This is a genomic window from Sulfuriflexus mobilis, assembly GCF_003967195.1.
Classification (GTDB): domain Bacteria; phylum Pseudomonadota; class Gammaproteobacteria; order AKS1; family AKS1; genus Sulfuriflexus; species Sulfuriflexus mobilis.
The window spans coordinates 1,001,059-1,018,287 of the sequence record NZ_AP018725.1 but is presented as its reverse complement, the minus strand read 5'-3'; the positions used below and the strand labels follow the sequence as shown (position 1 = coordinate 1,018,287).

At 53.9% G+C, this 17,229-nt stretch carries 21 protein-coding genes; all 21 read right to left on the bottom strand.

Features of this window, described 5'->3' with window-relative positions:
* Nucleotides 1–3: 3 nt before the first annotated feature.
* The 21 genes from EL386_RS05225 to iscR all read right to left on the bottom strand — a co-directional run bounded on the left by EL386_RS05225 (nucleotide 4) and on the right by iscR (nucleotide 17,079).
* Nucleotides 4–780, bottom strand: coding sequence for a DUF4197 domain-containing protein (locus EL386_RS05225; protein ID WP_126454116.1), 777 nt, complete (start codon nucleotides 778–780; stop codon nucleotides 4–6).
* Complete coding sequence (locus tag EL386_RS05220; RefSeq protein WP_126454114.1) at nucleotides 780–1,160, bottom strand: hypothetical protein; 381 nt, start codon at nucleotides 1,158–1,160, stop codon at nucleotides 780–782. Before EL386_RS05220 ends, EL386_RS05225 begins: the two co-directional genes overlap by 1 nt.
* Before the next feature lie 74 nt (nucleotides 1,161–1,234).
* On the bottom strand, nucleotides 1,235–1,429 hold the full coding sequence (locus EL386_RS05215) for a hypothetical protein (RefSeq protein ID WP_126454112.1): 195 nt from the start codon (nucleotides 1,427–1,429) through the stop codon (nucleotides 1,235–1,237).
* 38 nt (nucleotides 1,430–1,467) lie between these two features.
* Nucleotides 1,468–2,160 (bottom strand): putative metalloprotease CJM1_0395 family protein, encoded by a 693-nt coding sequence (locus tag EL386_RS05210; protein ID WP_197722152.1) that lies wholly within the window; start codon nucleotides 2,158–2,160, stop codon nucleotides 1,468–1,470.
* A 156-nt stretch (nucleotides 2,161–2,316) separates the two neighbouring features.
* Nucleotides 2,317–3,705, bottom strand: a complete 1,389-nt coding sequence (gene der / locus EL386_RS05205; RefSeq protein ID WP_126454109.1) for a ribosome biogenesis GTPase Der — start codon at nucleotides 3,703–3,705, stop codon at nucleotides 2,317–2,319.
* Between the two features lie 41 nt (nucleotides 3,706–3,746).
* Entirely contained in the window at nucleotides 3,747–4,928 is a 1,182-nt protein-coding gene (gene bamB, locus EL386_RS05200; RefSeq protein WP_126454107.1) for an outer membrane protein assembly factor BamB, read from the bottom strand.
* Nucleotides 4,925–5,587 (bottom strand): YfgM family protein, encoded by a 663-nt coding sequence (locus EL386_RS05195; RefSeq protein ID WP_126454105.1) that lies wholly within the window; start codon nucleotides 5,585–5,587, stop codon nucleotides 4,925–4,927. The genes bamB and EL386_RS05195 overlap by 4 nt, the downstream gene beginning before the upstream one ends.
* A 3-nt stretch (nucleotides 5,588–5,590) precedes the next feature.
* Nucleotides 5,591–6,886: a histidine--tRNA ligase gene (gene hisS / locus EL386_RS05190; RefSeq protein WP_126454103.1), complete on the bottom strand. Its 1,296-nt coding sequence runs from the start codon at nucleotides 6,884–6,886 to the stop codon at nucleotides 5,591–5,593.
* Between the two features lie 34 nt (nucleotides 6,887–6,920).
* Nucleotides 6,921–8,036 (bottom strand): flavodoxin-dependent (E)-4-hydroxy-3-methylbut-2-enyl-diphosphate synthase, encoded by a 1,116-nt coding sequence (ispG, locus tag EL386_RS05185; RefSeq protein ID WP_126454101.1) that lies wholly within the window; start codon nucleotides 8,034–8,036, stop codon nucleotides 6,921–6,923.
* A complete protein-coding gene (locus tag EL386_RS05180; protein WP_126454099.1) occupies nucleotides 8,033–8,995 on the bottom strand; it encodes a RodZ domain-containing protein in 963 nt (320 codons plus the stop codon). Before EL386_RS05180 ends, ispG begins: the two co-directional genes overlap by 4 nt.
* Nucleotides 8,992–9,783, bottom strand: a complete 792-nt coding sequence (gene pilW, locus EL386_RS05175; protein WP_126454097.1) for a type IV pilus biogenesis/stability protein PilW — start codon at nucleotides 9,781–9,783, stop codon at nucleotides 8,992–8,994. The genes EL386_RS05180 and pilW overlap by 4 nt, the downstream gene beginning before the upstream one ends.
* On the bottom strand, nucleotides 9,780–10,892 hold the full coding sequence (gene rlmN, locus EL386_RS05170) for a dual-specificity RNA methyltransferase RlmN (protein WP_126454095.1): 1,113 nt from the start codon (nucleotides 10,890–10,892) through the stop codon (nucleotides 9,780–9,782). Before rlmN ends, pilW begins: the two co-directional genes overlap by 4 nt.
* A gap of 32 nt (nucleotides 10,893–10,924) precedes the next feature.
* Nucleotides 10,925–11,353 (bottom strand): nucleoside-diphosphate kinase, encoded by a 429-nt coding sequence (gene ndk / locus EL386_RS05165; RefSeq protein WP_126454093.1) that lies wholly within the window; start codon nucleotides 11,351–11,353, stop codon nucleotides 10,925–10,927.
* 155 nt (nucleotides 11,354–11,508) lie between these two features.
* Nucleotides 11,509–11,703: a Fe-S cluster assembly protein IscX gene (gene iscX / locus EL386_RS05160; RefSeq protein WP_476756008.1), complete on the bottom strand. Its 195-nt coding sequence runs from the start codon at nucleotides 11,701–11,703 to the stop codon at nucleotides 11,509–11,511.
* Between the two features lie 40 nt (nucleotides 11,704–11,743).
* Nucleotides 11,744–12,082 (bottom strand): ISC system 2Fe-2S type ferredoxin, encoded by a 339-nt coding sequence (gene fdx, locus EL386_RS05155; RefSeq protein WP_126454089.1) that lies wholly within the window; start codon nucleotides 12,080–12,082, stop codon nucleotides 11,744–11,746.
* Between the two features lie 20 nt (nucleotides 12,083–12,102).
* On the bottom strand, nucleotides 12,103–13,962 hold the full coding sequence (gene hscA, locus EL386_RS05150; RefSeq protein WP_126454087.1) for a Fe-S protein assembly chaperone HscA: 1,860 nt from the start codon (nucleotides 13,960–13,962) through the stop codon (nucleotides 12,103–12,105).
* A gap of 14 nt (nucleotides 13,963–13,976) precedes the next feature.
* Nucleotides 13,977–14,516 carry a co-chaperone HscB gene (gene hscB, locus EL386_RS05145; RefSeq protein WP_126454085.1) on the bottom strand — a complete coding sequence of 180 codons (540 nt, stop codon included), beginning with the start codon at nucleotides 14,514–14,516 and terminating at the stop codon, nucleotides 13,977–13,979.
* Between the two features lie 36 nt (nucleotides 14,517–14,552).
* Complete coding sequence (gene iscA, locus EL386_RS05140) at nucleotides 14,553–14,876, bottom strand: iron-sulfur cluster assembly protein IscA (RefSeq protein ID WP_126454083.1); 324 nt, start codon at nucleotides 14,874–14,876, stop codon at nucleotides 14,553–14,555.
* A gap of 19 nt (nucleotides 14,877–14,895) precedes the next feature.
* Nucleotides 14,896–15,279 (bottom strand): Fe-S cluster assembly scaffold IscU, encoded by a 384-nt coding sequence (gene iscU / locus EL386_RS05135; protein WP_126454081.1) that lies wholly within the window; start codon nucleotides 15,277–15,279, stop codon nucleotides 14,896–14,898.
* Nucleotides 15,280–15,338: 59 nt separating this feature from the next.
* Nucleotides 15,339–16,553, bottom strand: a complete 1,215-nt coding sequence (locus EL386_RS05130) for an IscS subfamily cysteine desulfurase (RefSeq protein WP_126454079.1) — start codon at nucleotides 16,551–16,553, stop codon at nucleotides 15,339–15,341.
* Between the two features lie 52 nt (nucleotides 16,554–16,605).
* The gene (gene iscR, locus EL386_RS05125; protein ID WP_126454077.1) at nucleotides 16,606–17,079 is read right to left on the bottom strand and encodes a Fe-S cluster assembly transcriptional regulator IscR; all 474 of its coding nucleotides are present in this window, start codon (nucleotides 17,077–17,079) and stop codon (nucleotides 16,606–16,608) included.
* Nucleotides 17,080–17,229 lie beyond the last annotated feature (150 nt).

The window sequence follows — 17,229 nt, the reverse complement described above, 5'->3', positions numbered from 1 at the left end:
TCGTTACTTGGTAAACTCGGCAAAGACCTTCTTCAGCAAATCACTGGAACGTGCCAGCGGGTCCTTGCGGATACGCGCCTCTTCATCGGCCAGTTTGAGGAACAGGCCATCGAGGGTCTTCGCCGTGACGTAGCGATCAATATCCAGTGAGTCTTTATCCACGAATGAAGACAGGAAGTCGGCCTTGCGCACCATCTTTTTATACGCTGCCGTTACACCGACTTCGTCCATCGTCGCGGTGACGATAGGTTGAATCGCCTCTTGCAGGGCCGTCGAGGTGTGCTCACGAAGATATTGCGTAGCCGCATCATCATTTCCCCGCAAGATGGCCTGGGCATCACTCAGGCTCATTTTCTTAATCGCATCAATGACAATTGTGGTGGTCTTTGGCACTGCCCGTTCGGCTGCGCTGTTCATACTGGCGATAAACCGGTCGGCATATTTTTCCTGCCCGACCTTGCGCAATACATCATCAAGCTTTTGCAGGCTCTCGGGCATCAGTATCTTCACGGCCTTGTCGTTCAGATAACCACCATCCTTTGCCAATAACGCAATGGCACGTTTTGCCCCTACTTCGAGGGCCTCAAGTACGGCCTGGATCATTTCCTGTTTCCCCAACGCACTACTACCGGCCTTCACCGCATCTTCGCTGGTGGCCGGTTTCACCAGATCACCGAGTACATCACCCAAAAAGTCAGACCAGCCAGCCTGCGCCGTGCCTGTCGCTACCGTCAGTGATAAGGCCATAATGACCACTTGTCCAAACTTCGTACGTACCATTAACTCTCCAATAAAGCCCTGAATTCAGGCTCGCGAATCGGGTACTGTAGGATACCATGCAGGGGAAATAGCTCGGCCAGCCTGGCAGTAAACTTCTTTTCTTCCTTATCGACAAAGATGATCACCTTTGCCTGCGGCGCATACTTTTGCAGACTGTATAAAAACACATCCAGGTTACAAATATTCACCCCTGCGTAATTATTACCGTAGCCATAAATAAACTCTGCCACTACAAAATCCGGCTTGTTCGCCTTCAGGGCACTAATCGCCTTACGCGTAGACGTCAGGCGTAATTCCTTAATACCCCGCTCCCGATAATACTCCGACAGGGGCGGGTGAGTAGGCGATTCAATAATGGAAAATAATAGCGGTGTCGGCATCGGGGTATATCGTTCATTAATACCATTACAGCTTACTATGTTCCTGGCAGACTGCAACAAGCCAGCTTGCCCGGCTATTGCCCCATCTGCTCACGACGCTTTTTCTCTGCATCCCGCATTACCCCTTCAAGGGCCTTGGCCTTTTGCATGGCTTGCGCCTGACTATCGACCATAGCGGAGAAGCTCGCATCGTCGCCGACTTTCGCTGGCTCCTCTTCAGAACAGCCAACAATCAACACTGACACAACTATGATTACCAAGGTCTTCATTCCCTGCTCCCCCATTACACTTGTATACTTTCACACTTTTATATCTGTATATCCAGTAACCGCGGTGATTGCACGGCCAAAGTGGTCGACACCGCCTCATAGGCCTGCACGGCCGAACCGCTTGACGAAGCCGTTGCCGTAGCAGATTCCTCGGCGACCTCGACAGCCGCTAACCTGTCTGCCCCCGGTGCACCGGCCTCGCCCGCCGAGGCGATCTCGCGGCGTGCCTCGGCCGCCAACTGGCTGGCACGGGCGGCAATCGCCCGGTCTTGCGAGGACGGGCTGGCGGGGGCCAGTGCCGCGGCACGTACCTGCTCCGCCTTTTCAAGGCTGGCCTGTGGGTCACCCGCCACCTTGGCTATATCCACCCCGACCTCGCCACCGATAGCATAAAATTGACCGTCCGGGCCTCGCTGGTAGGTGAAACTGGCACCGCTGGTGGCGTAACTGCCGGCCGCGGCCAGATGCGCCGCCTCGTGGCTACGTACCTCGCGATCGCGTGCCTTGAGTTGCTCCAGGACACGTCGGGCATCCTCGTTGAGACCCTGATTTTGCGGCTGAAGGACACGGGTTGTGCGCGGGCTCTCCACCACTCCCTGGGGCGGCATGGTACGTTCGAGTTGTGCAGGGGGCTGCGGGGTGGCAGCTTGCCCAATATTGGCCTCGGCAGGCGAGTATCCACGCGCAGCCGGGGTATAACGGGCAATAGCAGGACTGGTTGTTAATATCACGCTGGCAAAGTAACCCGGGGACTAGAACTGTCTTTATTATGGTATCGAATCTGCTGAAAATATACCCGACAACAATAAAGGAATATCGAGAACCCAGGGGTCTGAACAAGGCCCGCTGACGCTAGCAACATTGCTGCAACGTCTCTCGTGGAAAATTTACTTGCTCTTGCGCACGTGCTTCATCAGGCGCTTTTTCTTGTATTGCTGCCTGGGTGTCAGTTTGTTACGCCGGCCCTCAAAGGGGTTAGTGCCGGTCTTGAACTCGATACGCACCGGGGTACCATGCAGGTCCAGCACCTTGCGATAGGTATTGGTCAGGTAACGCTGATAACTTTCAGGCACGTTCTGTGTCTGATTACCATGAATAACGATAATCGGCGGATTCTGTCCACCCTGGTGGGCATAACGCAGCTTGATGCGACGACCGCGAACCAGTGGTGGCGCATGGGCTGCCACGGCATCTTCCAGTATTTCGGTCAATCTCGAGGTACTAACCTTGATCATGGCCGAGGCATAGGCCTTGTCGACGGCGGCAAACAAGTCGCCGACACCGGTACCGTGCAGGGCCGAAATGAAAAACTCATCGGCATAATCGATAAAGTTCAGCCGACGGTCGAGTTCATCTTTGATGCGCGCACGCTCATCCTTTGTCAGACCATCCCATTTATTAATGGCGATAACCAACGCACGTCCCTGCTCAAGGGCAAAACCAAGCAAGGTTACATCCTGATCAGTGACGCCACGGTGGGCGTCAAATACGACGATGACAACATTTGCCTCACCAATCGCCTGCAGGGTCTTAATAACACTGAACTTCTCGACGGTCTCATGCACCTTGCCACGACGCCGGACACCGGCAGTATCGATCAGGGTGTAGTGCGTGCCACGTCGTTCAAAGGGGATACTAATACTGTCACGCGTGGTACCCGGCATGTCGTAAACCAGCACACGTTCTTCACCGAGGATACGATTCACCAGTGTTGATTTGCCGGCATTCGGACGACCGATCACGGCAATACGTATGCCTTCGTCGACGTCTTCGTCTTCACCTTCCGCTATTGGCAAGGCATCGAGCACTACCTCTTCGAGGCCACCAGGGCCACGGCCATGCACGGCAGAGATCGGGATCGGCTCACCCAGGCCAAGCACATAAAAATCGGCAGCGAGAAAGTCAGTATTGACACCGTCGCTCTTGTTCATAATCAAGAGGATCTTTTTGCCAAGCTGGCGCAGGCGGGCGGCGATGATCTCGTCACCACCGTTAAGGCCGTCACGGGCATCAACGAGAAACAGCACCAGGTCGGCCTCTTTAATAGCCAGCAGGGTCTGGCCTTCCATGAGTTCATCAATACCGTCTTCGCCACTGAGACCACCCGTATCAATGACAATCGTATCCCTTTCGCCAAATTTTGCCGTGCCATACTGGCGGTCACGCGTCATGCCGGGCTGGTCCACCACAATGGCATCCCGCGTGCGGGTCAGGCGATTAAACAATGTCGACTTGCCGACATTGGGGCGGCCGACCAGGGCGATAACGGGTTTCATAATCTTAACTCAATGCCAGTTTTTAACTGCTGCGGTGTGGTTTAACCACCAATGCGCAGTGCGGTCAGTTCGCCTGCACTACTACTGATGAAGACGGTGTCACCGGCAACGATCGGCGCGGCAACGATCGGGCTACTGCCAACACGCACACGTGCGGCAAAGGCACCGTTATTGCGGTTAATGAAGTGTACATAACCTTCAAAGTCTGCGACGACCACATAATCCCCATAGGCAACCGGTGCCGACAGCTTGCGAGCTCGCAGCTGATCGAGCTTCCAGTAGGATGAGCCACTACGGCGGTCGAGTGCCCAAACCTCGCTGTTTGCATCCGTTACGTAAAGAATGTTGCTGTCTGCACCGATACCGGCATGCGATGACATCTTGCGATTCCACAGACCCCGCCCATTTTCCAGCGCAACCGTGGCTATATTCCCCTGATAGGTGGCAACATGCACCACCCCATTGGCAACGATAGGATCGGCATCGATATCGACAATACGTTCAAGTTCAGAACGACCGCTCGGGATGGCGATACGACTCTCCCATAGCGGGGCACCATTCTTTAATAACAAGGCCACCAACTTACCGTTAGATAAACCGGCGATGACCCCGCCATTAATGATCACCGGGGCACTGGTACCGCGCAGGGTCAATACCGGCACACTGCTATCATAGGTCCAGATACGTTTACCATCCTCTGACGACAGCCCATAGATGCGACCATCGATACTGCGCACAACCGTCACGCCCTCTGCGGCAGCGGGTGAGGCCAGTACCTCACTGGAGACCTTGGCACGCCAGCGCTCTGCACCACTGTTACGATCCAGGGCGATGACCTCAGCATCGGCAGTACCGAGCAGCACCAGTCCATCACCACTACCGGGGCCCCCGCGTATTGGCAGCTCGGTATCCACTCGCCATAATAACTGGCCGCTAGTCACTTCAAAGGCACTGACACGACCCTTGGCACCGGCGGCATAAATGCGATCACCGTCGACCTTGGGTTGCAGGCGCACATAGAGTTTCCTGCTGTTACTGCCAACACTCGCTGACCAGCGCTGGGAAACAGAAATGCTTGCCTTGAAATCCACCAGCTTGGCAGGCGGCTCGGCGTTGTCCTTATCAGAGAACCACCCCGTGACAGAATCGGTCATGGACTCGCGAACAGAACTACAGCCGCTCAGGGCGATAAATAAAGAAACCATAATCAAACGATAAATCATTTGGTCACCCCAGAATCTGAACCTGACATAACAGGCGTTGTATTATCGAACTTCGCCTGTACGATTTTACGTTGTTGCGCAGCCAGCCCCTCTGCTTGCAGTGCTTTGTCATAGGCCTGGTGCGCAGCCTCACTATCGCCCTTGGCCAGTAATGCATCACCCTTGGTTTCTTCATAGGCAGCAACAAAACCACCCGCCTTGGCGGCAGCCAATAGACTCAGGACGGCATCATATTCTTTTACATTGAGCATGATCGCTGCTAATTGCAGACGCGCCATGTGTTGAAATTGTGTCTGACTACCGTTATCCAGTACCCACTGTAAGGACACGCGGGCCTCATCCATATTATTCGACTTGGCTGCCTGTTTTGCTGTAGCCAATGCGGCCATCGCGGCATAGGCAGTGCCTTTGTATTCCGTCATCAACTTGTCGGCCCCAGCCTTTGCCGCATCGGCCTTGTTCAGGGCCAGTTGTTGCTGCATCGTCTCATACAGACTGGAGGCCTCGGCGGCCTGCTGGTCCTTGTAATCGTTGTAATAGCGCCAGCCAAACAGGGCGCCAAAACCGATCAGCAGGCCGGCAATCACGGCCACGCCGTTTTCCTTCCACCAAGTCTTGATTGCCTCGACTTGCTGTTCTTCTGTTATATGTTCCGCCACGTCTTACTCCCCAAAATTCTCAAGTTGTTTGTCGACAACCGTGTGTAACCAATTTTCCAGTTCAGCCTGGTCAATATTCTGCTGCTCACTGTCGCCTCGCAGGTCTTTGACCGCGATCGTATTCGTCATCATTTCATCCTCGCCGAGGATCAGGGCCCATGCCGCACCGCTCTTGTCGGCGCGCTTGAACTGGCTCTTGAAGCTGCCCGCGCCACAATTTACCACAAGTTGCAGGCCTGGCACCGCGTTTCGGCACTGTTCGGCCAGCTGCATACCCCGTAATTCAGCCTGATCACCAAACATGACCAGGTAGGCATGCGGCCGGGGGATCGGGGTTTCGGCCCCGGCTTCCTCAAGCAGGGCGATCAGGCGCTCGATGCCCATGGCAAAACCTGAGGCCGGCGTGGCACGTCCACCAAGTTGTTCGACCAGGCCATCGAAACGACCACCGGCACAAACCGTACCCTGGGCACCGAGGCGATCGGTGATCCACTCAAACACGGTCTTGCAGTAATAGTCCAGGCCTCGCACGAGACGGGTATTAATGCGGTATTCAATGCCGGCGGCATCGAGCAGGGCCTTGAGGCGTTCAAAGTGCTGGCGTGAATCCTCGTCGAGGTGCTCAAGCAGGCGCGGTGCCTTTTCGATCATGGCCTGCATGTCAGGGTTCTTGCTATCCAGGATACGCAGGGGGTTGCTGTGCAGACGACGTTTACTGTCTTCATCAAGCAGTTCTTCATGTGCGGACAGATACTCAACCAGTTGCTCACGATAGGCCGCACGCGCCTCACTACTTCCCAGGGAATTAATCTCGAGACGAATGCCCTCCAGACCCAGAGCCTTCCACAGACGTGCGGTTATAAAGATCAACTCAGCATCAATATCCGGCCCGGCGAGGCCGAAGGTCTCAACACCAATCTGGTGAAATTGACGGTAACGGCCCTTTTGCGGGCGTTCGTGACGGAACATCGGCCCGGCATACCAGAGCTTCTGTGTCTGATTGTGTAATAAGCCGTTCTCCAGACAGGCACGCACACAACTGGCCGTCCCTTCCGGACGCAGGGTCAGGCTGTCACCATTACGATCTGCAAAGCTGTACATCTCTTTTTCTACGATGTCAGTCACTTCGCCGATAGAACGACAAAACAGGTCGGTCTTCTCCAGTATCGGCATGCGAATTTCGCTGTAACCGTAACCGGCAAGGAGCGATTTCACGGTCTGTTCCAGCTGCTGCCAACGCGGCGATTGCTCCGGCAATATGTCATGCATACCGCGAATCGCCTGAATGTTCTTAGCCAAGTGACGTACCCCTAAAAAACTACAACCGTCCGCTTCAGACCGGTATGGAAACTTTTAATGTATGCTTGTCAGCCGCGCGGTTGGCGATAAATTCACGTACTACGCGTTCCAATTCGTCTACTAATTGCTCGTCATCAACCTTGTGGTCCGGCTTGCCATTAATATAGAGCAGGTTCGGTGAACCACCGGCCAGGCCGATGTCGGCCTCGCGTGCCTCACCCGGGCCATTCACCACGCAACCGATCACGGCAACATCAATCGGCTCAAGGATGTCCTCAAGTCGTTCTTCGAGTGCATTCACGGTCTTGATGACATCAAACTGCTGACGCGAACAGGACGGACAGGCGATCAGATTCACGCCCTTGCTGCGAATGTGCAGACTCTTGAGGATATCAAAACCGACCTTGATCTCCTGAACCGGGTCGGCGGCCAGAGACACACGTATCGTGTCGCCGATCCCGTCATTCAATAACATGCCCAGGCCGATCGCCGATTTTACCGCACCGGCACGTGCCCCGCCCGCCTCAGTGATCCCGAGATGCAGGGGCTGTTCAATCTGGTCGGCCAGTTGGCGATAGGCGGCCACCGTAGTATGCACATCCGAGGCCTTGAGGCTGACCTTGAAATCCTGAAAGTCGAGTCGATCGAGGATGTCGATATGGCGCAAGGCAGACTCTACCAAGGCCGCAGGGGTGGGTTCGCCATATTTCTTTTGCAGGTCTTTTTCCAGTGAGCCCGCATTTACTCCGATACGAATCGGGATACCGTTATCACGGGCGCTATCGACGACGGCACGCACACGGTCTTCACGACCGATATTACCCGGGTTGATACGCAGACAATCGGCCCCGAGTTCGGCAACACGCAGGGCGATCTTGTAATCAAAGTGAATATCGGTGATCAAGGGCAGGTCGGTACGTTTACGAATTCTGGCAAAGGCCTCGGCGGCCTCCATGCTCGGCACAGAGATGCGCACGATATCGGCGCCGGCACGTTGCAGGGCCTCAAGCTGTGCAACCGTGGCATCCACATCACAGGTTTCCGTATTGGTCATGCTTTGTACCGATATCGGGGCATTTCCCCCTACGGCAACACGGCCAACATGGATTTGCCGGGATGCCCGGCGTTTGATCTCCTGCCTGAAACTCATTCTATAGTGCCTTCATTATCGTCAACGCTGCCCAGTTGGAAGCGCGCCAGATTACCCTGTATAAATGCACTGGCATCATAGGCCTCACCGTTATATTCAATCTCGACCGCGCGGGCATTACCCAGGAAGACATTGAAAGGCGCGATACCGCGTATCTGCTTGACCTGTCCTTCGCGATACAGGTCATAGGCCAGCGTCTTACCTTTTGCGTCCTTGATTTCTATCCAGCAATCTTCATTGAATTTCAGTATCAGACTGACCCCGGTACCCGCTACACCTTCTGCTAACACCACCGGTGCAGGAATGTTTTGAGGGCGTGGCTCGATATTCGGGCTCTGGGTGAGATCAGTTATCGCCTCGACCTGTGGCACCGCTGCCTCAAGCGCGTCACTGGACAGGGCTTGCACCTTCTCCACCTCTGCAGTCTCTGTCAGCGGCTCGACGGGGTGTTTGATGGGTTGTTCGATAGTTTCTTCTATAATCGGGGGCAGCTCGGCCTCGCTGCGTGCGTTGCCGTCATCCGGCTGAGACAGTACCTGCCAGTTAAAGTCCTGAGACTGAAACCAGTTAAAGAGACCCGCCGCAAGGACCAGCAGCAGGATCAGGGCAAACAGTTTCACCCATAGACCACTCCGTGATACCCGACGGCGGTGATGGGCCTTGGCAATTAATGGTGGCGAATCCAGCCGTTCCATATCCAGGGCCGCCAGTAAGGGCTCTACCGGGATCTTTAACAGTCGGGCATAATTGCGCAGGTAACCGGCGATATACATCGGCGCAGGCAGGTTGGCGTAGTTTTCTTCCTCAATGGCCTTGATCAGGCTGACATTCAGGCGCAGGCTGGCGGCCACTTGCTCCTGTGACAGGTTTAAGGCACGCCGCGCGGAGGACAAGCGCTGGCCGAAGGAAAAACTCGCTTCACTCCCGGCTTTCAATTCTGGACTATAGGTATCGCTCATCGCCCACCTGACTCACGTAGCAAACGTGTCTCGTCTGAATCCGGAAACTGCTTACGCAATGTCAGGGCGTAACTGGCCGCCGCCCCTTTATCGCCTAAACTGCGTTCAATGCGCACGCCCAACCACAGGCTTTGCGGTGTCGGACGACTAACGGATGAAAAGCGCTGGATATAGGCACGAGCCTGCAGGTAACGGCCGCTCTCATAATTGAGTTTGGCCATTTGATACAGGGCCACCGGCTGCCGTGAGTCGGCCTGCAGAACCTTGCGAAAATAACCGTCTGCGCGATCATAATTTTTAGCATTCACCGAACAGATGCCGGCGTTGATCAAGACCAGTTGTGGTGTGCGGTAGAGGGGGTTTGTCAGGGCCTTTTGAAAGTTTGCATCGGCGGCCTCGTAATCCTCTTTGCGACACAGGAATGCCGCATAGGCATTATAGGCATCGGAATAACTCGGGTTCAGGCTAATGGCCTTCTCGAAGTGTTCCTTTGCCGCCTCGGGACGACCGAGCCTGTCATAAAGCAGGGCTATTGCATAATGAGCATCCGGATAACTGCTATCAATCTCGATCGCACGACGAAACTTGGCCAGGGCATACTCGTAGCTGCCCTTTTGCATGTAACCGACACCGAGTTTGACATTGGTCGCCGCCAGCTTGTCACCTTCCGGCGCGACCCGCAGCTCACCCTCTGCATCACCACCACCCGTGGTGGTACTACAGGCAACCAGGCCCGCCCCGCTCAACACAATCAGTATATAAAAGAATAGAGATGTTATTATTTTCATGCTGCTCCCGCCCTTTTACGTAACTGCACACCTTGTACGGTACGTTTGGTTTTATCTTTTACCTTTCCGGCCAGCTGACCGCAGGCTGCATCAATATCGTCACCACGGGTCTTGCGCGTCATCGTCACCAGTCCCGCCTGAATCAGTATGTCGGCAAAACGGGCAACCCGTTTTGCCGGTGAGCGCTTATAGCCTGACTGTGGAAACGGGTTAAATGGGATCAAATTCACCTTCGAGGGCACCCCTTTTAACAATCGCGCGAGTTCGCGCGCATGGGCATTACTGTCGTTAATACCATCAAGCATGACATATTCGATAGTAATACGACGACGCTTGTGACCTTCAATATAACGCTTACAGGCTGCAAGGACGTCCTTAATTGGATATTTTTTATTCAGCGGCACCAACTCATCGCGCAAGGAATTATTCGGTGCGTGCAATGACAGGGCCAGGCTGACGTCACTGACTTCGCGTAGACGATCCAGTGCCGGCACCACACCAGCGGTACTCAGTGTGATCCGTCGCTTGGATATACTGTAGGCAAAGTCATCCTGCATAATGTCCATAGCGCGTACAACATTATTGAAATTCAGCAGCGGCTCGCCCATGCCCATCATGACAACATTGGTGACGACACGTTCACCGTCTTTATCGACACCCATGGCCTTGTTTGCCACCAGTACCTGGCTAATGATCTCACCAGTACTCAGGTTACGGTTAAAACCCTGCTTGCCGGTTGAGCAAAAGCTGCAATCCAGCGCACAACCAATCTGCGAAGACACACATAGGGTACCGCGTGAACCTTCAGGGATAAAAACGGTTTCAATGCTGTTACCGGAGTCCAGGCGCAACAACCACTTGTGTGTGCCATCTGCAGAGGCCTGATCGACGATGACCTCGGGCAAGCGGATCTCGGCAATCTCGGTAAGTCGCGCTCGCAATGCCTTGCTGATGTTGGACATCTGCTCGAAATCGGTGACCCCGTGCTGATGAATCCATTGCATAACCTGGGAAGCACGAAAGGCCTTCTCGCCATGTTCGACGAAGAAGGCCTCCATGTCAGCCCGATTAAAATCGAGCAGGTTTATTTTGCTTGCCTGTTCAGACATGCCGCATGCTTCCAGTTACGCATCGCGTACCGTTAGCGGGTACGCTCACAGACACCGTCTTCAAAGAAGAAGGCGATTTCCTGGGCGGCCGTTTCCGGGCTATCGGAACCGTGCACGGCATTTTCATCCACGGTTTCAGCGAAGTCCGCACGGATGGTACCGGCAGCGGCCTCGGCCGGGTTGGTGGCACCCATAAGTTCACGATTCTTGTTAATGGCAGCTTCACCTTCCAGGCACTGCACCATGACCGGGCCAGAGAGCATGAAATCTACCAGGTCCTTGAAGAACGGGCGCTCCTTGTGCACGGCATAGAAGCCTTCTGCCTGTTCACGGTTCAGCTGCATCATGCGCGCCGCGACGATGCGCAGACCGGCCTTTTCAAAGCGGCTGTAAATCTCACCGATCACATTCTTAGCTACGGCATCGGGCTTGATAATTGAGAGGGTGCGTTCAATTGCCATTATTCGGGAAACTCCAAATTTAAGATATAACAATAACATAAAAACCCACGCAGATACGTGGGTTTACGGGGAAAAACGGGGTGTTATTCTAGCCGCAGAAGGCGGCAGTAACAATGCCCGCCAGGGATATTTTTGTCTATTTTTTGAGCACGACACTATTCACGCTCATCTATCCAGGCCATCTGGATGGCCTCAAGGATCTTCTCGCCGGAACGATCCGGATCGTCGTCAAAATCCTCCAGTTCACAGACCCAGGCGTGCAAGTCCGTAAAACGAATCACCTTTGGGTCTACCTCGGGGTGTGTATCATCCAGTTCGATTGCGATATCCAGAGTATCGGTCCATTTCAGGCCCATATCCACCTCCATATTTGTCATTTATAACAATGACTTAGTGATTTTCACTGACCATATTGATGGTATACTTGGGGATCTCAATGACCAGGTCTTTATCACCGACGATAGCCTGACAGCTCAGGCGCGAATCCGGTTCGAGGCCCCAGGCCTTGTCGAGCATATCTTCCTCGGTCTCCTCGGCCTCGTTCAGTGACTCCCCACCCTCACGCACAATGACATGGCAGGTGGTACAGGCACAGGACTTCTCACAGGCGTGTTCAATCTCTATCCCACCGGCCTGCACGGCATCGATAATAGTCAGACCTGACTCGGCCTCAACCACGGCACCTTCCGGGCAAATTTCTTCATGGGGCAGGACAATAATCTGTGGCATGGTCTCTTCCGTTCCGTTACTTACTCAAATTCTTCAAGGGTGTGACCACTGAGGGCCTTGTTGATGGAGGCATCCATGCGGCGGGCGGCAAAATCAGCGGTGGCCTTATCAGCGGCATCGATCGCCTGTTTGATATCTTCGGCCGCGCCGTTTTCACGGGCCTGGCGCAGGGCACCCATGGCGGCATCGATCACGGCGCGTTCATCCGCATTCAGCAAGGCCTCGCCGTCTTCGGCCAGCGCGGCGCCAATGGCCTCCAATACACGATCGGCCTCGACCTGCTGCTCGCGCAGCTTACGTGCCTCGACATCGTCATTGGCGTGCTCAAAGTTCTCGCGCAGCATACGTTCAATTTCATTATCCGACAAACCATATGAGGGCTTCACCTGCACGCTGCTCTCGACACCACTGTTCTGCTCGCGGGCCGTCACCTCCAGTAGACCATCGGCATCGACCTGGAAGGTCACCAGTATGCGCCCGGCACCCGCCACCATCGGTGGAATACCTCGTAATTCAAAACGTGCCAGGGAGCGACAGTCATCGACCAGTTCACGTTCACCTTGCAGCACATGTACGGCCATCGCGGTCTGACCATCCTTGAAGGTCGTAAATTCCTGTGCACGGGCAACCGGTATGGTCGTATTACGCGGAATGATCTTTTCCACCAGGCCACCCATGGTCTCGATACCGAGTGATAGTGGGATCACATCGAGTAACAACATTTCATCGTCAGGCTTGTTACCGGCAAGGATATCTGCCTGGATCGCAGCGCCGACTGCCACTACCTTGTCAGGGTCAATATTTACCAGTGGTTCACATTTGAAAAACTCACCAACCAGTTCTCGCACACGCGGCACACGGGTCGAACCACCCACCATGACGACGTCTTCAATCTCGTCCAGTTCTATGCCGGCATCGCGTAAGGCGCGGCGGCACGGGATCAGGGTCTTGCGGATCAGACTTTCAACCAGGGTATTAAACTGTTCGCGACTCAGTTCAGCCTGCCAGGCATTACCCGCCACATTAATATTAATAGTGACGACATCATTATCCGTCAGGGCCTCTTTAGCCGCACGCGCCTCGTACATGAGTTGGCGAAACGTTGCCGGGTCATGACTATTAACACCCGACTCTCTGGCGATCCATTCGACAATCGCACGGTCCATGTCATCGCCACCAAGCGACGAATCCCCGGCCGTGGCCATGACTTCAAATACCCCTTTGTTCAGCCGCAGGATGGAGATATCAAAGGTACCACCGCCCAGGTCATAGATGGCGTGCACACCCTCCGAACCACGGTCCAGGCCATAGGCGACGGCAGCTGCCGTGGGTTCATTTAACAGGCGCAATACATTCAGACCGGCAAAACGCGCCGCATCCTTGGTGGCCTGGCGCTGCGCATCATCAAAATATGCCGGCACCGTGATCACGACACCGCTCAGTTCACCGCCGAGGCTTTGTTCGGCACGTTGCTTGAGTGACTTGAGTATCTCGGCCGAGACCTCAATGGCACTGACATCACCGGCAACCGTTTTCAGACGTGGCACAGAGTCGGTTTCTATAAACTGATAACCACTGTTATCGGCCTGCACGTCTGCGAAGCCACGCCCCATGAAACGCTTTACGGAAACAATGGTATTCTGCGGGTCCTGACTGGCTGCCATACGCGCAGCTTCACCGATTACCGGTTGGGCATCGGCCAAATAACGCACCACCGACGGCAGCAGGTGATCGCCCCCGGCATCGGCCAGGGTAACGGCTTCACCACTGAGGACACTGGCAACCAGTGAATTCGTGGTACCCAGGTCTATACCTGCGGCCAGGCGGTGCTGGTGTGGCGCGGTAGACTGACCCGGTTCTGAAATTTGCAGCAATGCCATACTAAATAATTTCCCTAGAGCAGGCTCTCTTCTCGAGACTCTGCCTCTTCGCGTAAGCGGTATAAAAATTGTAACTGTAAACTCAGGCCATGTGCCTGTTGCAGGTTTTCGTCGTTCACATTAGCAAACAGGCCGGTCAGTTTCTGTACCCGCTCAGCAATGCGTGACTCAATACCGGCAATAAATTCGGCCAGCGCAGCAAGTGGATCATCCTTGCCGGTAATGGCATCGAGTTCTTCGCGCAACTCCATTTGCTCCATCAGAAACATACCGTCCATGACAGTATTTGATTCATCATGGATATCGATACCCTGCAGGCTCAACATATAACGTGCACGCTGCAGGGGGTCTTTAAGTGCACGATGAGCTTCGTTGACCAATGAGGCCTGCTGCATGGATAGTCGTCTCTCCCGATCCGATGCATTGGCAAAGCGGTCCGGATGTACACTGCGCTGCAGGTCACGGTAACGCTCAGTCAGGCTGGAGGTATCAAGCTCGAAAGAAACCGGGAGGCCGAATAATTCGAAGTAATTTTTACCAAGGTCTACCTGCATATCACTGCTCCAGTGCTCAATAACTGAACACTGCCGTTATACGGTAAAGCTCTCGCCGCAGCCGCAGGTATCCTTGACGTTAGGATTATTGAACTGGAAGCCCTCGTTCAGACCTTCCTTGGCATAATCAAGCTCAGTGCCATCCAGGTAGATAAGACTTTTTGGATCAACGAAGATCTTGATGCCATGGGCCTCAAAGCTTGTGTCTTCAGGGTTTGCTTCATCCACAAACTCAACCACATAGGCCATACCCGAACAGCCCGTCGTCTTTACAGCAAGACGCAGCCCCAGCCCTGAACCACGAGAGTCAAGAAAGTGGCGAATGCGTTCAGCTGCCTTGTCGGTTAGCGTAACCGCCATGATAAAAAACCCCGGTCGTTTATTTGCCTTGCTTGCTCTTGTAATCCGTGATCGCGGCCTTGATGGCATCTTCGGCGAGCACTGAACAATGTACCTTTACAGGTGGCAGTGCCAGTTCTTCGGCGATCTGGGAATTTTTGATCTCACCCGCTTCGTCCAGGGTCTTGCCTTTTACCCACTCGGTAAGCAACGAGCTTGATGCAATCGCTGAACCGCAACCATAGGTCTTGAAACGCGCATCTTCAATCACGCCACTATCATTTACCTTGATCTGCAGGCGCATAACGTCACCACAGGCCGGCGCACCGACCATGCCGGTACCAACATCGGTATCATCGTTGCCAAAAGTACCAACGTTACGCGGGTTCTCGTAGTGGTCCATTACCTTGTCACTGTATGCCATCTTGCTATACCTCCAAAGATAAACGCTATCTTTAAATTATTTACTCACTAAGGCGCAGATTAATGCGCTGCCCACTTCACTGAATCCAGGTCGATACCTTCCTTGAACATATCCCATAGTGGAGACAGTGCCCGAAGCTTATCGATACTCTTGTGAATCAGTGCAATCGCGTAATCAATTTCTTCTTCCGTTGTGAAACGGCCAATAGTGAAACGAATCGAGCTATGTGCCAGCTCATCATTACGACCAATGGCGCGCAATACGTACGACGGTTCCAGGCTGGACGATGTACAGGCCGAGCCGGATGAAACAGCCAGGTCTTTCAACGCCATGATCAATGACTCGCCTTCAACATAGTTATAACTGATGTTGATATTACCGGCGACACGATGTTCCATATCACCATTGATATATACTTCTTCAATACCTTTCATGCCATCAAGCAGGCGCTGGCGCAGCTTCAGAATACGCGCATTCTCTTCAGCCATTTCTTCCTTGGCAATGCGGAAGGCCTCACCCATACCAACAATCTGGTGAGTTGGCAGCGTACCGGAACGCAGACCACGTTCATGACCACCACCATGCATCTGTGCCTCAAGACGAACGCGTGGTTTACGACGCACAAAAAGCGCACCCACACCCTTCGGACCATAAATCTTGTGTGCCGAGAATGACATCAGGTCAACCTTGGCCTTTTGCAAGTCGATATCAACCTTGCCGGGACTCTGTGCGGCATCGACATGGAAGATAATGCCACGAGGACGCGTCAGTTCACCGATAGCTTCGATATCCTGAATCACGCCGATTTCATTATTTACGTGCATAATCGAAACCAGTATGGTGTCCTCACGCATGGCCGCCTCAAGCTTGCCAAGGTCGATTAGGCCATTTGTCTCCGGATCGAGATACGTCACCTCAAAACCTTCGCGTTCCAGCTGGCGACAACTATCCAGCACGGCCTTATGTTCGGTCTTGCTGGTGATGATGTGCTTGCCCTTCTTCTTATAGAAGTGTGCCACACCCTTGATCGCCAGATTATCCGACTCGGTCGCACCTGAGGTCCAGATGATTTCCTTCGGGTCACAGTTGACGAGATCGGCAACCTGCTTACGCGCCGTTTCAATAGCGGCTTCAGCCTCCCAGCCAAAGGCGTGAGAGCGCGAGGCCGGATTACCAAAATTACCGTCTGGCGTCAGACACGCCATCATCTTCTCGGCAACACGCGGGTCTACCGGGGTTGTCGCAGAGTAATCAAAATAAATCGGTAGCTTCATTTACATCAGGCTCCGTGGTCATTGCCCGTTTGTCACGAGCAATCAAATAACATTAAACAGCAACACTCTTGCCGTCGATTTCATTCACAGTGATACCCTTCTGGCGCTGGGCCACTTCCTGCACTTCCCTGCGGTTCACCAGGTCAGCCAGGGTAATACCACTCAAAAAGTCGTATATACGCTCACTCAGGTCTGTCCACAGTTCGTGGGTAAGACAGGGCTCGTCATCCTGGCAATTGGCCAGTCCGCCACAACGGGTGGCATCGACTTTTTCATCAATCGCAGTGACCACGTCGGCCACAGCAATTTCGCTGGAATCACGGCTCAGGCGGTAGCCGCCCCCCGGGCCACGGGCACTAATCACAAGTTCTTTTTTGCGCAGACGCGAGAACAATTGCTCGAGGTATGACAGCGATATGCCCTGACGGCGTGAGATGTCGGCCAGGGTAATAGGACCCTCTTCATAGTGCAGGGCGAGGTCGAGCATTGCGGTTACAGCGTAACGGCCTTTCGTCGTTAGTCTCATTGCAAATACCTTCCTGGGATCATAATATAAGCCTGTGCTTATTTTACATACCTGACTAATTTAGTCAAGTACTTTGTCCTCATCCGGCACAGCCCACCGCCACACTGAAGAGGCGGCACATTCTACGATAATCTACAGGGACATTACAGG

What these genes read in the sequence shown, in the direction of transcription:
- EL386_RS05180 (WP_126454099.1), bottom strand. Translation starts at nt 8,995, where the DNA reads ATGAGCGATACCTATAGTCCAGAATTGAAAGCCGGGAGTGAAGCGAGT.
- fdx (WP_126454089.1), bottom strand. Translation starts at nt 12,082, where the DNA reads ATGCCACAGATTATTGTCCTGCCCCATGAAGAAATTTGCCCGGAAGGT.
- EL386_RS05130 (WP_126454079.1), bottom strand. Translation starts at nt 16,553, where the DNA reads ATGAAGCTACCGATTTATTTTGATTACTCTGCGACAACCCCGGTAGAC.
- rlmN (WP_126454095.1), bottom strand. Translation starts at nt 10,892, where the DNA reads ATGTCTGAACAGGCAAGCAAAATAAACCTGCTCGATTTTAATCGGGCT.
- ndk (WP_126454093.1), bottom strand. Translation starts at nt 11,353, where the DNA reads ATGGCAATTGAACGCACCCTCTCAATTATCAAGCCCGATGCCGTAGCT.
- hscB (WP_126454085.1), bottom strand. Translation starts at nt 14,516, where the DNA reads ATGCAGGTAGACCTTGGTAAAAATTACTTCGAATTATTCGGCCTCCCG.
- EL386_RS05215 (WP_126454112.1), bottom strand. Translation starts at nt 1,429, where the DNA reads ATGAAGACCTTGGTAATCATAGTTGTGTCAGTGTTGATTGTTGGCTGT.
- ispG (WP_126454101.1), bottom strand. Translation starts at nt 8,036, where the DNA reads ATGAGTTTCAGGCAGGAGATCAAACGCCGGGCATCCCGGCAAATCCAT.
- iscU (WP_126454081.1), bottom strand. Translation starts at nt 15,279, where the DNA reads ATGGCATACAGTGACAAGGTAATGGACCACTACGAGAACCCGCGTAAC.
- iscA (WP_126454083.1), bottom strand. Translation starts at nt 14,876, where the DNA reads ATGGCGGTTACGCTAACCGACAAGGCAGCTGAACGCATTCGCCACTTT.
- bamB (WP_126454107.1), bottom strand. Translation starts at nt 4,928, where the DNA reads ATGATTTATCGTTTGATTATGGTTTCTTTATTTATCGCCCTGAGCGGC.
- EL386_RS05220 (WP_126454114.1), bottom strand. Translation starts at nt 1,160, where the DNA reads ATGCCGACACCGCTATTATTTTCCATTATTGAATCGCCTACTCACCCG.
- iscR (WP_126454077.1), bottom strand. Translation starts at nt 17,079, where the DNA reads ATGAGACTAACGACGAAAGGCCGTTACGCTGTAACCGCAATGCTCGAC.
- der (WP_126454109.1), bottom strand. Translation starts at nt 3,705, where the DNA reads ATGAAACCCGTTATCGCCCTGGTCGGCCGCCCCAATGTCGGCAAGTCG.
- pilW (WP_126454097.1), bottom strand. Translation starts at nt 9,783, where the DNA reads ATGAAAATAATAACATCTCTATTCTTTTATATACTGATTGTGTTGAGC.
- EL386_RS05225 (WP_126454116.1), bottom strand. Translation starts at nt 780, where the DNA reads ATGGTACGTACGAAGTTTGGACAAGTGGTCATTATGGCCTTATCACTG.
- hscA (WP_126454087.1), bottom strand. Translation starts at nt 13,962, where the DNA reads ATGGCATTGCTGCAAATTTCAGAACCGGGTCAGTCTACCGCGCCACAC.